The sequence below is a fragment of the Pedobacter paludisoli genome, assembly GCF_052344095.1.
Taxonomy (GTDB): Bacteria; Bacteroidota; Bacteroidia; order Sphingobacteriales; family Sphingobacteriaceae; genus Pedobacter.
The window spans coordinates 3,078,763-3,094,559 of record NZ_CP179926.1 but is presented as its reverse complement, the minus strand read 5'-3'; the positions used below and the strand labels follow the sequence as shown (position 1 = coordinate 3,094,559).

The following is a 15,797-nucleotide window of genomic DNA, read 5'->3' as shown; positions in this document are numbered from 1 at the left end:
GTGAATAGTAGCATCAGATTAAAACAAACCATCTTAATTGGAGCGATTTTATTGCTTGTTGTATTTCTATTTACGCGCGATATCAAAGGTTTGGTTAAACCTGAGGAAGAAAAAGGACAAAATCCTGCTGCTGGTCAAATGGCTGGTAATCAGGAAGCGTCTTCTACGGGTTCAATAAGTCTTCAAACAGCTTCTGAAGCAGCTAAAAATGTAATTAACAAAAGTTTAGCTACAGATATTACGGCTTTAGAAAATGTTTATCAAGGGGCAGAAGGAACCGAAAAAATTGAAATTGCAAAGCAATTGGCTCAGAAATGGGACGATGTAGAGCAACTTACTCCAGCGGCCCTTTATTTAGAGGTTGTTGCTAAAGGCGAACCAACTTCAAAGAGCTGGTTAGCCGCAGGTAACGGCTTTATTAGAGCCTTTGAGAGTACACAAGATAGTTTGGCGCAACCAATTTTGTTAACAAAGGCAAACGAATCTTACAAAAATGCATTAGAGAAAGACTCTACAAATATGGAGGCTAAAACAGGCTTAGGTATAACAGTTGTAAATGGCTTAGGAGCGCCAATGCAAGGTATTGCAATGTTGCTTGAAGTAGTTGCAAAAGATCCTACAAATGTGAAGGCCAATATGAATTTAGGGATGTTCTCGATAAAATCAGGACAGTTTGACAAAGCGATTCCGCGTTTTAAAACCGTAATTGCTAAGTCGCCTACTCCTGAAGCCTATTTTTATTTAGGCACGGCTTTAGAAAATTTGGGCAGAAGTAAAGAAGCGATTGACGCTTATTTAACAAGCAAAAAATTAGCGGCTAACCCAACCTTAACAACATTCATTGATAAGAAGGTAGCTGAACTAAAGAATACAAATTAATTAACAGATTAATAAAAACATTTAAAACTTAAAATTATGCCAAGCGGTAAAAAAAGAAAGAGACATAAAATGGCTACTCACAAACGTAAAAAACGTTTAAGAAAGAACAGACATAAGAAAAAATAGTTTCTTATTTTGATAAAGCTTATTAAACCTCAAAGCATTCAGCGTTGAGGTTTAAATACTTTTATGCGGTTTTCTGCAAAATAAGGAGAGCTATGTCAAATTTTGTTTACTATTTATTTGTTAATAGGCGCAAGCCTTAAATCTGTAGCTGTTGGTAAAAGAATTAATTATCAATTCGACTCCTGCCGGAGTTACCATAGCTTTGGTTGAAGACAAACAACTTGTTGAGCTTCATAAAGAACAAATCAATAATAATTACGCAGTAGGCGATATTTATTTGGGCCGCATTAAGAAAATTATGCCGGGTCTAAATGCAGCGTTTGTTGATGTAGGTTATGAGAAGGATGCATTTTTGCATTATTTTGATTTGGGCCCTCAGGTACAATCTTTAATTAAGCTAACTAAAATCAAGCGTAATGGCTCGGTTACAGGCACATTATTGGATAATTTAAAGCTCGAAGCCGATATTAATAAGGCAGGCAAAATTTCTGATGTGCTGAGTAAAAATATGCTCCTACCCGTACAAATTGCAAAAGAACCAATTTCTACGAAAGGACCGCGTTTAAGTTCCGACCTATCGATTGCCGGCAGGTATGTGGTACTGGTGCCATTCTCCAATACCATATCTATCTCTAAAAAGATAAAAAGTAATACTGAACGTAATCGATTGAAAAAGATTATTGAAAGTATTAAACCTCAAAATTTTGGGGTAATAATTAGGACTGTTTCAGAAGGACGTGGTGTTTCCGAAATGCAAAAAGATCTATTTGATCTTATCGCAAAGTGGGAAAATTTCACCAAGAAAATTCCTTCAACCGAACCTTCAAAAAGAGTTTGGGGAGAAATGGACAGGTCATCTACGTTAATTCGGGATATTCTGAACCCTGATTTTACAAATGTTTACGTAAGTACACCAGATTTGTTCGACGATATTCGTTCTTATGTACACGACATCTCTCCTGAAATGGAAAAAATTGTCAAGTTGTACAAACAAAAAGAACCAATATTTGATCATTTTGGTATCGAAAAGCAGATAAAAAATGCATTCGGTAAAACCGTAAACTTACCCGGTGGCGCCTATTTGGTAGTAGAGCACACCGAAGCGCTTCATGTAATTGACGTGAATAGCGGAAACCGCACTGCAAGCAAGGAAAATCAAGAAGATAATGCTTTGCAGGTAAATAAAGAAGCGGCAAAAGAAATTGCCCGTCAGTTGCGGTTACGCGACATGGGCGGTATTGTAGTTATCGATTTTATCGATATGCACAAACCAACAAACCGTAAATTGTTATTCGATTATTTGCGCGAATTGATGTTGTTGGATCGTGCTAAACACACAATTTTGCCTCCAAGCAAGTTTGGTTTAGTACAGATTACACGTCAACGTGTTCGCCCAGAAATGAATATCGTTACGGTTGAAAAGTGTCCAGCATGCGATGGAACTGGTGAGATTAAAGCGAGTATCGTTTTAATGGACGATATTGAAAATAACTTGAATTATATTTTAACCGAGCAAAACGAAAAAGGAGTTACACTTTCTGTGCACCCGTATATCGAAGCGTTCATTAAAAAAGGTATTTTCAGCTTACAGCTTCGTTGGTTCTTTAAATACGGACAATGGATAAAAGTTAAATCGGATAGTGCATATTATTTAACAGAATTTCACTTTATCTCCGCGAAAGATGAAGAAATAAAATTATAAAACTTTCTAGTTTTTTCGTTTTATAAAGTATAAATAGCCTTGACTAAATGTTGAGGCTATTTTTTTACGCCATATTTTGAGGGTATTTATGATTGTAAGTTATGTCGTGGTGATAAGTATTATTTATTTGTTGTTTTTTTGATGATAAACAAATTTTAATTTGTAAGATTAATTATATATAATTGTGATAATTAAATATTTATACACCTAATTTTAAGAGTATGGCGACCAATGCTGGAAAACTAGCGAGACTTACCATCGATGGTAAAGAGTACAATGTATTTGAAGCAAATTTCGAATCCATTAAACCCGTAGATCAATGGAACCGTGTAACGGCCTTTGCCACTAAAGCTGATGCCCGGTTTGTGATTGAAGGAAAAGACGACACCACTTCTATTTTCGAGAAATTTGCGAACAGCCGCAAACGTTTTGATGCAAAATTAACCTTGTACAGTACGCATGGCGAAGGTAAACTGGTTGAAACATCGTACAAAGATTGTTCAATTACGTATTACTCTTCTGTTTACAATTCGGCAAATGAAGTACCCTACAAATTGGTGGTTGTTTTATCTCCAAAATCGACCGTTGAAGGAAATGCTGAACTAACTTTTGATCAGAACACCTAAACCGTTCTGCTTCAGTATCGAAGCAATCCTAAGGGCAGCGCATCCCGCCAGCCCACAAAGAGCCTAAGGGTCGCTGCCCTTATTCATCCCACAACCGGACATTCCCTCCCTTTTCCGGAAATAATTCATCCCATTTTTAGTATTTACCGTTTTCGTACACCCATTCGAAAGCTATTCTGCTGCTTTTGAGTTTGTGTACGCTATAAAAAAATGCTTATGGCTATTACAGGATTTGCAGGATTTGCTGGGGCAGAGATTTTAAAGAAACCCCAACGCATGGGCTGTTGGGTGTATATCGACAATAAAAAAATATCACCGGTTTTAAAAGTCAATATCAAACAATATATCGGCGAACACAACGAACTGGTGCTGCATTTCAAACACGAAGTGATACAAGAAGTGGGTTTGTTTACCATCGATAACGCCCATCACTTATTGGGACGATTAACCGAGGTATCCATTTTCGACATCAGCGACCCGTATAAAAACCCTTTGGAAAATAAATTCATCATTACCGAGGTAAAACTGGTAAACGATGGATTGGCTGAAGGAGTATTGGAATTAAAAGGTCTCTCGCCCACTATACTGCTCGATGGAGCGAAACACTTTGAGAGTTTCGCTTCGCAAAATTTGGCCACCATCATCAACACCTTATGTAAGCCGATGGAAGGCATGCGCACCTATTTCATTAATACGCTACGCAGCAATCCGGTTATTTGGTACAGCTCGCGCTACAATGAAAGCTCCTGGAATTATTTAAAACGCCTAGCCGATGCAACAGGCAATTGGATCTATTGCAACGGAAGAGGATTGGTGTTTGGCGCAGCCAAAAATGAAACGCCCGTTCCCTTGATTTACGGTAGCGACTGTACCAAAGTAAGCCTATCGTTGTTAACTGTTCCGGTGCAATCTGCTGTTTTCGATTACAACACCAGCGAGAACCGAAAAGCGAAGCAAAGTGCCAAAGATTACAACGGAAATATTGGTTCTACAGCACAACAGGCGTATAGCCGTTCCAAAAGACTGTATTCTTTTGAAAGCGCGGTTCCCATGCAAACCTTTCAATCCGATCAGGAACTGTTGATGGCGAAAGGCAAGGCCATGGCCACAGGCAAAGTAGCCGAGTCGTATCTGATGGAGGCCGAAACCAATAACTTTAGAATGGGCATTGGTGCTTTGGTTGATTTTGAGTTTATGCGGCAAGGGGCAAGTTCCATTCATCCGCAAATGCGGATTGTATATTCGGAGCATGAGCTGCTGATTAACGGTCTGTACACCAATCGCTTCAAAGGTGTATCCTCGGGGGCAGAAAGTCCGCCAAAGCTGGAATTTGAGCAGCCGGTTACTTTCCCGATGCTGGCCACGGTGGTAGACAACAAAGACCCCTTGAATCAAGGCCGGGTAAAAGTAGAATTCATTGGCTGGGCGCACGATTTAAGTTACCGCATGGAGCGACAGGAAACGGACTGGATTCGGGTGTTGAGCCCGGATGCGGGAAGCAGCAATCTGGTGGGGAAAAACCGTGGTTTTGTGTTTATACCAGAGTTAAATGACCAAGTGATGGTTGATTTTGAAAACGGTAACCCCGATCGACCTTTTGTAACGGGCTCGGCCTTTCATGGGCAAATTGCGGCCGGAGGAGCACAGAAAAACCACCTGAAAACCATCATCACCCGAAGCGGAGTTAAAATACAAATAGACGACGAGGAGAACGAAGGAAGCCTGACCATTACCGACCCCAGTGGGAATACGTATTTCATGGATGGGGCAGGAAATATTACCGTATCAGCCCCTGAAAATATAAACATCAATGCAGGGAAGGATATTAATTTGGTTGCCGGAGAAAACCTTAATCTCCGTGTTGGAAAGGATATGGACACGTCCATTGGAAACGATAATACCGTAAAAATTGTCAATCAGCACCAATTCACATCAAATTCGTACGATCAAACAGTAATGGCAAATAAGACCATCGACGTTAAAGGGGATTTAGAGCAGCGTACCGCCACGACTACTCATCAGGCGACGAAAGGAGATGTACTGATACAAAGTGCAGGTATTGCCCAAGTTTTAGGAAAAATAGATGCAAAGGTGAATAAAAGCTAAAGTGCACACCATGAAAGTAATTGCACACTTGGTGCTACTAATGGGTCTTTCGATACCCCTAGCAAGTTGCCAAAACAAAGAAAAAATGAAGACAAAATTTAACTGGCAAGAAACAATTTCTTGTCCTTTGGGATACCCAGTTGATGTATATCGCGGTGGATTAAAAGATGCCAATGGAGGCTATACGAGTTTATATTTGGGTACACACTCTGGCAACGAGGGCTGGGGAAGTTTAGGTAGGAGCATGAGTAACGGCATGAAAACCATCCCCAACTACCTACACGCAATTTGGGTATCATATGCCGAAAAGGTCTTTTATGAAATAGATACCCCGATTGATTACGATAAAATGATTGAGTTGTTTAGCAAAGGTTATTATAGCCCTTCGATGAATAGAAGTAAGCCTCAGCCTCGTCATGAAAATTATGATACGATTGTTGTGGGTTTTGCTCCGGGGGGTACAGTTGTGGTTTGGATATCGGGTGTAGGGCGACAAATAGAAATAGGCCGATATCAAGGCAAAAAAGTAGTCATACCTCAAGAAGAAATCAATGCGTTATCTCCCGGGCCGCATAAAAACATGTTTGACCCGGAATACCAGCATGATATTCTGTACAACTTTGGTATAGTACCCTTAGAAGTAGTAAAAGCCAATGAAGGGAAAGCCATTCCGTATGGGATATGGGATACCTACCGGAAAAAATACAATTGGAAATTGGAAATACAATTACCCGATGATAAAAAGGTTAAAAAGGTTTGGAAGAATTTTTATAATGGCGAGCAATATGATTTGTTTGGAACCACATTAATAGAAGAATACCCCACAATCATTCCGGAAGAGTTGAAATGGAATACCCTCAGCTTAAAGGCTATTCCAAGCTATATCAGCTTTAGCTGGATGCTAGACACTAAATATGTTGGCAAAATTACATTTAACGAACAGGAGATTTTGAAAGCTTTTGAAGAAGTATATGGTGAGGATAGAGACACAGAAGCCAGCCTGATTATTTACGTAAATCTACCCAAAACCTATGCAGCTATTAAGCTTAAGAGCAAGAATAAAGAGGTCCCCTTATTAAAAAATAAAATCACTGTTCGAAAAACCAATTTAACATTTTAAACGATGGACACAACATTTGTATATAACAGCGGTCAAGCAAATACGCCAATAGCAGAACGTATTATCCTATTTCACTCTGTTAAGCCAAAGCGCTAAAATTTAAAGCCATGAAAGTATTTACACACTTGATGCTACTAATGGGTCTTTCAATACCCCTAGCAAGTTGCCAAAACAAAGAAAAAATGAAGACAAAATTTAACTGGCAAGAAACAATTTCTTGTCCTTTGGGATACCCGGTAGATGTATATCGCGGTGGGTTAAAAGATGCCAATGGAGGTTATACGAGTTTATATTTGGGTACCCGCTCAGGAAATAGTGGCTGGGGGAGCCTAGGTTCGAGTATGAGCAACGGCATGAAAACCATCCCCAACTACCTACACGTAATTTGGGTATCGTATGCCGAAAAGGTCTTTTATGAAATAGATACCCCGATTGATTACGATAAAATGATTGAGTTGTTTAACAAGGGATATTATAGCCCTTCGATGAATAGAAGTAAGCCGCAGCCTCGTCATGAAAATTATGATACGATTGTAGTGGGTTTTGCTCCGGGGGGTACAGTTGTGGTTTGGTTATCGGGCGTAGGGCGACAAATAGAAATAGGCCGATATCAAGGCAAAAAAGTAGTCATACCCCAGGAAGAAATCAATGCACTGCCTTCTGGGCCGCATAAAAATATGTTTGATCCTGAATACCAGCACGACATTTTGTACAACTTTGGTATAGTACCCTTAGAAGTAGTAAAAGCCAATGAAGGGAAAGCCATTCCTTATGGGATATGGGATACCTACCGGAAAAAATACAATTGGAAATTGGAAATACAATTGCCTAATGAGAAGAAATTGAAAGATGTAGGTTTGAAATACTATAACGGAGAGCATGATGAGCTTTTTGGAACAACTTTAATAGAAAAATACACCATTGAGGATCTCTTTAAGTTTGATTTTAAGCAAAAACGAGCCATCCCTTTTTATATCGATTTTTCATGGACAGATGAGCAGGAAGAGTATGGTTCCGTTGAATTTAACGAACAAGAGATTTTCAAAGCCTTTGAAGAAGTGTATGGCCAGAACAGCGATACAGAATCCAGTTTGATTATTTATGTAAATCTACCCAAAACCTATGCCACCGTCAAGCTTAAGAGCAAAGACAAAGAAGTAGCTTTATTAAAAAACAAAATCAGTGTTCGGACAATAAACTAATAATCTAAACGATGGGAACAACATATGTGTACAATGCCGGCCAGGCTCCGGCAAAACCTTTTGGAGAATTGCATTTGGAATTTGGGTTGTTTTTTGATGGCACATTGAATAATCGGAGAAATACCGAAATACGCAAAAAAGTAGAACACAAAGGCGAATTTAAAGACATTGCGGCTACAGCTGAAGAGAAAAAAATTTATGATAAATATGCGGAAGAAGACAATAGTTTCGGAAACGATTTTACCAATGTAGCAAGGAAAACTTTTTGTTGCGTTGAGAAATATCAAATATACGTAGAAGGAATGGGAACGCTCGACGAAAAGGACGATGTGGGTGATGGTTATAAATATGGCCGAGGTTTAACCGGTATTATTGGAAAAGTACAAAAAGGGTGCGCTACACTGGCCGATAGAATTAATAAATTAATAAAAAACGATGAAGAAATCGGGAAAATCTACATCACGATAGATGCTTTTGGTTTCAGTCGTGGCGCAGCTGCAGCACGCAATTTTTTGTACAACCTGCAAAAGGATGCATACAAACCTCAACTGTATCCAGCAGCAATAGGTGGACAAAGTCTAGAAGCCGACCACGATGGATACGGAATAGAAAATGATTGGTTAAAAGATGGTTTGCTGCCTCCTTTTGGTCATTTAGGGACAGCTCTATTAATGATAAATATAGATAGAGAAGTAATTGATAAAATAATTCTCACCGTTCGTTTTTTAGGTGTTTATGATACGGTAGCTTCTTATGATCCATCTACCCTTTTGTTTCCAAACTTTAAAAAGCATTTAAGCAAGTTACACCTAAACGACATCGGAACGCCCGAAAAAGCAGTACACTTTACAGCCGCAGATGAGCATCGGAAGAACTTTTCGGTCACACGATTCTTACCGGTAAAATTACCGACAGGAATAGAACGAAATTTGCCGGGAGTGCATAGCGATGTAGGCGGCAGTTATAACCACGATGCGCTTTCTTTAGCAGAAATAACAAGACTGGCAACAGAAAAAAAAGAAGATATGCCCAATCCGGTTGAAGGCGTTTCAGAATGTGAGTATATACATTTAGATGCCGCTTATATGAAGTCAAATCTGTACCCATTCCAACAGGAGTTAATAGAACAAGGATGGTATAAAGAAGAAGAGCTGTCAATAGAAGCCCGCTGGCGATGGGTTTTAGCTGGAAAACGTTATTTATATAGGGGTTATAGCTTTATTCCCCTTCATTTTATGTGCGATTATGCTATTCCTTTAGTGAACCGAAATGCGAATACTTTACAATATGACAAAATGTTTAAAGATTATGCACTGAACGATGATTTTTTGGAATCGGTAAAAAAATATTTAAAAACACATACGCTAGAAGAAGGTAAGAATTGGGAGTTAATGCCCCCCTCCTATGAGGCAATACCCCTTAAAAATAAGGAGACGCCATTCATTAATACGGACGGCATCATGTTATCTGAAGTCGTTATTCATGCCCATTATGCCGATTCTTTATTGAAAAAACTAAGAAATAAATACCTGCATCGCTCAGCAAAAATTAATACACTGGCAGATATGCTTGCAAACGATGCAAATCCAAATAGAGTAAGGAAAATATATTAAGAAATTGCTGATGTCAACACGTGCTCATGATATAGAAAATACACCCTTTTGGTCCGGAACTTACCGCTTTTCAACCACCATTTGCCATGAAAACCCAAGGCTCTGCAAGCGGTACACGCGTGAGGTGTTGGTTCAGCAGCTTCATTTGAAAAAGGGGGAAACTACATTTCAGTTCTTGTGTAAATACTATGAATTTGACGACCCTCATGTCTCGGTGCTGGTTAGAAAAATGGCATATTTATTTGATATTCTGTTGCTTACTATTGATAAAGAAGGGCATATTCTAACGGTGGAAAATGAAAGTAAACTACAAGAAAAGTGGGAGCTACTGAGAGCCGCACTACAAAAGGAGCATGCAGGTTCTGCATGGGATAATTATTTGTACAGTATCAACCAAATTTTATATGATTCCGAAAAACTGATTGCTTTTTTAGAGAGTAATCACATGTACGGAATCTTTTTTAAAGGATTATGGTTGTATAACCATGCCGAAAATGAAGCAGAATATGTTGTAGAGCGGAGCAAATTTTCACTATCCATTAGCCATCAATCCAATCATCCCGCAAAAAATGTAACCTATCTCTTTCAGAACAATATCTTGACAGAAGGTTTAATTCTTAACAACCATTTGCAATACGAAGTTTTATGTCTTGGATAAAAAAACTATTCAGCAGTCAATCTGCTTCTCTTTCTACCGAAGAAATATTCGATCCTTTGAATCCTGCGCTTCAAAACGATCCAGAATATAGTGCCCAAATGGAAGCCATGCATGCGCGCAACGATATGGTGCAGATACAAGAAGAACGTAACAAGAAAGAAGAAGCAATAGCCGATCAATTGGTTGTTATACAAGGGGCAAAAATAAAAATGGGGGCACATTTGGGTGAACTTAAAGTTTTAAATGATGTGCCCACTACACAAGGTAAATTAACCGCAACGGTTGTAGAAAAGAAGATAGCCAACTTTACATTTTATGATGGTTTTCAATTGCTCAGCATCAACGGCGATTGGCAAAATCAGGGCAACTACAAAGTGCAAGACAATGAGGTGCTGATCAAAAAATCGACCTTGCAGGTTACTGGAAAAATGCCTGGCAGTAACCCGCCTGAAAGTGGTGCGATTGAATTTATGGATTCTGGCCAAATCAATATACCCGAAGAAATTGATACAACAGGAGCGCCTGTACCACCAACTTTACCTATGGATTTCGACCTGGAACTAGAACATGTAAAAGAAGATTTTGTGCCTTTTGGAATCCCTAATTACGAAGGCACGGCCGAAAACGATAAGATTAGGTTTAAACTAAGGGTAGCAGGTGAGGGCATTAATTCTTGGCACTTAAAAATTAAACAAGGTGACAATTTAATTTATGAGCTTTTTTCCCGTTCAATCGAATTTGAAGAGATCACCATTAATGCAAAAGCAAATCCAAATGGCCCTAACCTACCTGTTTCACCAATTGAAAACACTGTGCAGGAGAAAAGATTTTGGCCTGCAGGAACCTATTTGATCGTCTGGGATGGCTTTGATAAGAATGGTATCTACGATAGCACAGGAATGAAAAGCGAAGAAGGTTTTACCGTAAGTATTATGGGACAGGGTAATTTCCTTAAAAAGGAATATACCCTAAAAAAACCAATTAAGTTTAGCCATAAGGAAGTGGATTGGGTGGATGTGAAAATTGATAAAAACAGGAAAAGAATTGATACAACTTTGAGAGTTAACCTTACTGATGGAGGAGCGGAGGGACTAAGGTGTTGGAATAATGTTCGAAATTTTAATCCCCCATACACAAAAAGCCAAATTTGTGATTGGGATAAAGTTTCAAAAGAAGCTTTAGAATATTATGGGAAACCTCCAATTAAAACAAGAGCGAGGCCATATGAAGAATTAGAAAATTTAGCATTGCAGGGGATTAACCATTTTTGGTCTAGAAATTCTAAAAATATAGGAAATGGGGTGAATATTGGTTCTGAAATTTATGAAGTATACCTCGATGCAAAAGCAAATAAAAATGGTTTAGCAGCACCTAAGATAGTTTATCAAACCAATTGTGAAAAAGGAAGATCTCGGAATTTTGAAGCTTCAAGAATATTATTCTTTTATGAAGGATTTTTACATGAACCTTCATGGAAGGAGAATTCAAAATCATATTTATATCGTAATAAAGGCTGGTATTATAGATCAGAAAATAAAATTGAAGAGAAAGGTGTTTTTTTTAATTTACCTCCTCTTCTTGAAGACTATAAAATGATATCAGCACATGAAATCGGTCATGAAATATTACTTGCTTATGGGGGGCATATTTATTCTAAAGCTCATAAAGGAACCACCACAGGTATAAATATGCTTACTCAGGATGTAGATGACGATGCTCCAACAATTTATAATGACGGCAAAGAAATAGATTTAATGAAATATTATCAAAATTATTATGACATTCCAAGAACGATAATTTCAGAATTTGATTTATTAAAAGTAATCTGGTTAACAAAAATTAAAGTATCATGAGAAATATAAAATACCTTTTTATTCTCCTGTTTTTTATCAGTTGTAGAAATAGGAAATATATTATTATACCAACTGTTAAAGGAAAAATATACTCAAAAGTAGATAATAACCCAATTAAAGGGGCTGTGTTTTTTGTTAGTAAATTCGCAGTAAACAGTATTATTGATTCGGTAAGAACAGATAAGAATGGTTTTTTTGTTTATGATGGTTTTTTTGTACACGGTCATTCATCTTTACAGAGTATGTCACCTATGGTTCAACAGGTTTTTTTTATAAAAAAGAATAATATATATAGATATATTGATGTGAAAAAATATTACAATAAAGATGATTATTATAAAAAAGACACCATAGATTTAGGAATTATTTATTTTGAAGATTTAAAGTCCATTGAAAAAGATTCTATTCGCGAATGATATTCTATGAACATGAAAGATTATTTTAAATAGAAAATTCGATGTTGACTAAATTTAATATAGAATTTAAAGTAACTTCAGCTCACGACATTGGCCATGATATATTACAAGCTTATGGAGGAACAGTTTACTCTTGGCAACATAAAGGAAGTTCGTATTACTTGCTATAAGAAACAAAACCAACTAAAGGCAACGAGACAACTTGGGAAAAAATAACTCATTGGGATGAAATGAATTCACACGGGGAAAATTATCCATCGAATGATGATGAAATTGACGTTATGAAATATTACAATAATGAACCACGAATAAAAGATAGAAATAGAACAGTGGTGGCTGAAAAAGATTTACTCGGGCTGATTTGGTTAACTAAATTAAAAACATGATGAAAAATAGAATATTAATGTTGATTTTTTGTTTTGTTTGCATCTCGTGCGTTAAGGATATTCAAAGAATTCCAATGGAATGCTATGTTTACGATTCAAAAACAAAAACACCACTACAAAATGTAAATATCACTCAAATTTTAAAAGGTAAAAAATCAATAATAACCAAAACTTCCAAAAATGGATATTTTAAAATAGATAAATTGACTAAGCTTCGATTCGGTATGGAAAATCATAAACTTGTTAATTTATTTTTTTTAGAAAAAGAAGGCTATAAAATAGATACTATAGAAACATATGGAGGAACAAATGATGTTTATAAAAGAGATTCAATCTTCATGAAATCAATAGTTGATTTGTAAAAAGCAAAACGATCATATATTTTATTTTAGTCATTATAATTTTAATTAGAGAAATAGACATTATGCCTTATTATTAATAACTATATTCCAATAAAGGAGCGGATAAGAATGATAGCAGAGGAAAAGAGGTGTTAAGTTTGGTTAACAAAATTAAATAAATGAGAAAAAATACTATATTCTTAACATCAGTACTCATATTTATGGTAGCATGCACACCGACTATTCGAAATTATGAGGGATATATTTATAATTTTAAAAAAGAGCCTATTGAAAAATTAAAAATCACAGAAAATGATAATTTACAATCAAGTACTTTTACAGACAGTTTAGGATATTTTAAGACTATAGAAAATAATCAGTTTGGTGGAGACTTAATAATAAGCTTAGATAATGGATAAATTATTGATACTATTGTAAATGTCTATTCGCAAAAAGGAGAAAAATTAAAATATCAATTTGTAAATGGAAGATTGGATACCTTATTCATTGATATGTGATGATGAATACTGTATTCAAAAAAGATGTTTTAAGTTTATTATGGTTATGCTTTTGCTAGTGAAACTCCTTTAGATAATGTGGAAATTTATTACACTGATTCTTTAAATTATTCAATTAGTGATAATAAAGGATATTTTGAAATTGAATTTAAAAGAAAAAATCAAATACCTTATTTCACCTTTCCCCACAAAAAAAAGGGACTGTCTTTTTTGAGACAGCCCCTTCATATAATAAGCTTATTTATTCTTGAATAAAATTAAGAAAATTGTTTTCCTTTGATTTTACGCTCTTGTTCTGTTAAGAAAATTTTACGTAAACGCATGCTTACTGGCGTAACCTCAATATACTCATCAGCTTGGATATACTCCATTGCCTCTTCTAAAGAGAATTTAATTGCTGGTGCAATACGTGTGTTATCGTCTGTACCAGAAGCACGCATGTTCGTTAATGCTTTTCCTTTAACGATGTTAATTACTAAATCGTTATCACGGATGTGCTCACCTAAAATTTGTCCTTCGTAAATATCTACTCCTGGATCTACAAAGAAACGACCTCTATCTTGTAATTTATCGATAGAATAAGCGGTTGTAGCTCCTTTATCCATAGAAATTAATACTCCGTTTAAACGACCAGGAATTGTTCCTTTCCAAGGCTCGTAAGCTTTGAAACGGTGTGCCATAATCGCCTCACCTGCGGTAGCCGTTAATACGTTGTTACGTAAACCGATAATACCACGCGATGGGATTTCGAATTCTAAGTGTTGTAAATCGCCTTTTGGCTCCATGATTAATAACTCACCTTTACGTTGTGTTACTAATTCGATTACTTTACCTGAAACTTCAGCAGGCACGTCAACGATTAATGTTTCAACTGGCTCATGTTTTTTACCATCGATTTCTTTTACGATAACCTGAGGTTGACCCACTTGCAATTCATACCCTTCACGACGCATTGTTTCGATTAATACGGATAAATGGAGAATACCACGACCGTATACTAACCACGAATCTGCACCTTGCGTTTCTACCACTTTAAGCGCAAGATTTTTCTCCATTTCCTTCATCAAACGATCTTTGATACGTTGTGAAGTAACTAACTTTCCTTCTTTACCGAAGAAAGGTGAGTTGTTAATGGTGAACAACATGTTCATTGTTGGCTCATCGATACTGATTACTGGTAATTGCTCTGGATTTTCGAAATCAGCAATGGTATCACCAATATCAAAACCATCAATACCTACAACAGCACAAATATCTCCTGATTTTACTTCAGTAGCTTTTACTTTACCTAATCCTTCGAATGTGTAAAGTTCTTTTACTCTTGTTTTAACAACTTTACCATCGCGTTTTATTAAAGTTACCGGTTGGTTTTCTTTAATTGTACCACGGTGAACACGTCCAATTGCAATACGACCTACGAAAGATGAATAATCTAAAGAAGTAATTTGCATTTGTAATGTACCTTCGTTTATGGGTGCTGGTGGAATGTTCGCTACCACAGCATCTAATAAGGCAAAAATATCAGTTGTTGGTTGTTTCCAATCAGTACTCATCCATCCTTGTTTAGATGAACCGTAAATAACTGGGAAATCTAATTGATCTTCTGTTGCTTCAAGGTTAAAGAATAATTCGAAAATTTGCTCATAAACCTCTTCTGGGCGACAGTTCTCTTTATCTACTTTGTTTACAACCACAATTGGTTTTAAACCTAATGCTAAAGCTTTTTGCGTTACGAAACGCGTTTGAGGCATTGCACCTTCAAAAGCATCGCAAAGTAAAAGTACTCCATCGGCCATTTTTAAAACACGCTCAACCTCACCACCGAAATCGGCGTGACCAGGAGTGTCAATAATGTTAATTTTTACGTCTTTGTATTGAACGGAAACGTTTTTAGATACGATCGTGATACCACGCTCACGCTCTAAATCGTTGTTATCCAATATTAACTCTCCTGTTTTTTCGTTGTCACGAAAAATAGAACAAGAATGTAAAATCTTATCAACCAAAGTAGTTTTCCCGTGGTCAACGTGTGCTATAATAGCTATATTTCTAATCTTTTGCATAAAATGCGCCTCAAATTTGGCGCAAAGATAGTGTTTTTAAATGGATTTTAAACTATTCAATATCCTATTTAATGCTTTGTTAATCTTGTAATTAGCACCTTTTTAGTAGAAAAGCAGTTTTAGTAGCTTTTCGGTTAGCTTCGGTCCCGCTTTTAGTACAAGGTATTTTGTGGGGTAAGCTGCCTCAT

Annotated in this window: 14 protein-coding genes; 13 read left to right on the top strand and 1 reads right to left on the bottom strand. The window is 36.8% G+C overall.

The window, feature by feature from the left end; all coding sequences use genetic code 11:
- The 13 genes from ACJVDK_RS12600 to ACJVDK_RS12540 all read left to right on the top strand — a co-directional run bounded on the left by ACJVDK_RS12600 (position 1) and on the right by ACJVDK_RS12540 (position 13,447).
- Positions 1 to 879 carry a tetratricopeptide repeat protein gene (locus tag ACJVDK_RS12600; protein ID WP_443937018.1) on the top strand — a complete coding sequence of 293 codons (879 nt, stop codon included), beginning with the start codon at positions 1 to 3 and terminating at the stop codon, positions 877 to 879.
- Positions 880 to 1,156: 277 nt separating this feature from the next.
- Positions 1,157 to 2,707, top strand: coding sequence for an Rne/Rng family ribonuclease (locus ACJVDK_RS12595; RefSeq protein WP_443937017.1), 1,551 nt, complete (start codon positions 1,157 to 1,159; stop codon positions 2,705 to 2,707).
- A gap of 221 nt (positions 2,708 to 2,928) precedes the next feature.
- A complete protein-coding gene (gene tssD, locus ACJVDK_RS12590; protein WP_443937016.1) occupies positions 2,929 to 3,333 on the top strand; it encodes a type VI secretion system tube protein TssD in 405 nt (134 codons plus the stop codon).
- A 216-nt stretch (positions 3,334 to 3,549) separates the two neighbouring features.
- On the top strand, positions 3,550 to 5,439 hold the full coding sequence (locus ACJVDK_RS12585) for a phage baseplate assembly protein V (RefSeq protein ID WP_443937015.1): 1,890 nt from the start codon (positions 3,550 to 3,552) through the stop codon (positions 5,437 to 5,439).
- Positions 5,440 to 5,449: 10 nt separating this feature from the next.
- The gene (locus tag ACJVDK_RS12580; protein WP_443937014.1) at positions 5,450 to 6,559 is read left to right on the top strand and encodes a DUF2931 family protein; all 1,110 of its coding nucleotides are present in this window, start codon (positions 5,450 to 5,452) and stop codon (positions 6,557 to 6,559) included.
- 107 nt (positions 6,560 to 6,666) lie between these two features.
- The gene (locus ACJVDK_RS12575; RefSeq protein WP_443937013.1) at positions 6,667 to 7,761 is read left to right on the top strand and encodes a DUF2931 family protein; all 1,095 of its coding nucleotides are present in this window, start codon (positions 6,667 to 6,669) and stop codon (positions 7,759 to 7,761) included.
- 11 nt (positions 7,762 to 7,772) lie between these two features.
- Positions 7,773 to 9,374 (top strand): T6SS phospholipase effector Tle1-like catalytic domain-containing protein, encoded by a 1,602-nt coding sequence (locus ACJVDK_RS12570; RefSeq protein ID WP_443937012.1) that lies wholly within the window; start codon positions 7,773 to 7,775, stop codon positions 9,372 to 9,374.
- A gap of 10 nt (positions 9,375 to 9,384) precedes the next feature.
- On the top strand, positions 9,385 to 10,032 hold the full coding sequence (locus tag ACJVDK_RS12565; RefSeq protein ID WP_443937011.1) for a hypothetical protein: 648 nt from the start codon (positions 9,385 to 9,387) through the stop codon (positions 10,030 to 10,032).
- A 128-nt stretch (positions 10,033 to 10,160) separates the two neighbouring features.
- Positions 10,161 to 11,885 carry a hypothetical protein gene (locus ACJVDK_RS12560; RefSeq protein WP_443937010.1) on the top strand — a complete coding sequence of 575 codons (1,725 nt, stop codon included), beginning with the start codon at positions 10,161 to 10,163 and terminating at the stop codon, positions 11,883 to 11,885.
- Positions 11,882 to 12,301, top strand: coding sequence for a hypothetical protein (locus ACJVDK_RS12555; RefSeq protein WP_443937009.1), 420 nt, complete (start codon positions 11,882 to 11,884; stop codon positions 12,299 to 12,301). Before ACJVDK_RS12560 ends, ACJVDK_RS12555 begins: the two co-directional genes overlap by 4 nt.
- 230 nt (positions 12,302 to 12,531) lie before the next feature.
- Complete coding sequence (locus ACJVDK_RS12550) at positions 12,532 to 12,687, top strand: hypothetical protein (RefSeq protein WP_443937008.1); 156 nt, start codon at positions 12,532 to 12,534, stop codon at positions 12,685 to 12,687.
- Positions 12,687 to 13,049, top strand: a complete 363-nt coding sequence (locus ACJVDK_RS12545; protein ID WP_443937007.1) for a hypothetical protein — start codon at positions 12,687 to 12,689, stop codon at positions 13,047 to 13,049. The genes ACJVDK_RS12550 and ACJVDK_RS12545 overlap by 1 nt, the downstream gene beginning before the upstream one ends.
- A gap of 158 nt (positions 13,050 to 13,207) precedes the next feature.
- The gene (locus ACJVDK_RS12540) at positions 13,208 to 13,447 is read left to right on the top strand and encodes a hypothetical protein (protein ID WP_443937006.1); all 240 of its coding nucleotides are present in this window, start codon (positions 13,208 to 13,210) and stop codon (positions 13,445 to 13,447) included.
- 356 nt (positions 13,448 to 13,803) lie between these two features.
- On the opposite strand, the gene typA is transcribed toward ACJVDK_RS12540, so the two are convergent.
- A complete protein-coding gene (typA, locus tag ACJVDK_RS12535; protein ID WP_443937005.1) occupies positions 13,804 to 15,609 on the bottom strand; it encodes a translational GTPase TypA in 1,806 nt (601 codons plus the stop codon).
- Between the last annotated feature and the right edge of the window lie 188 nt (positions 15,610 to 15,797).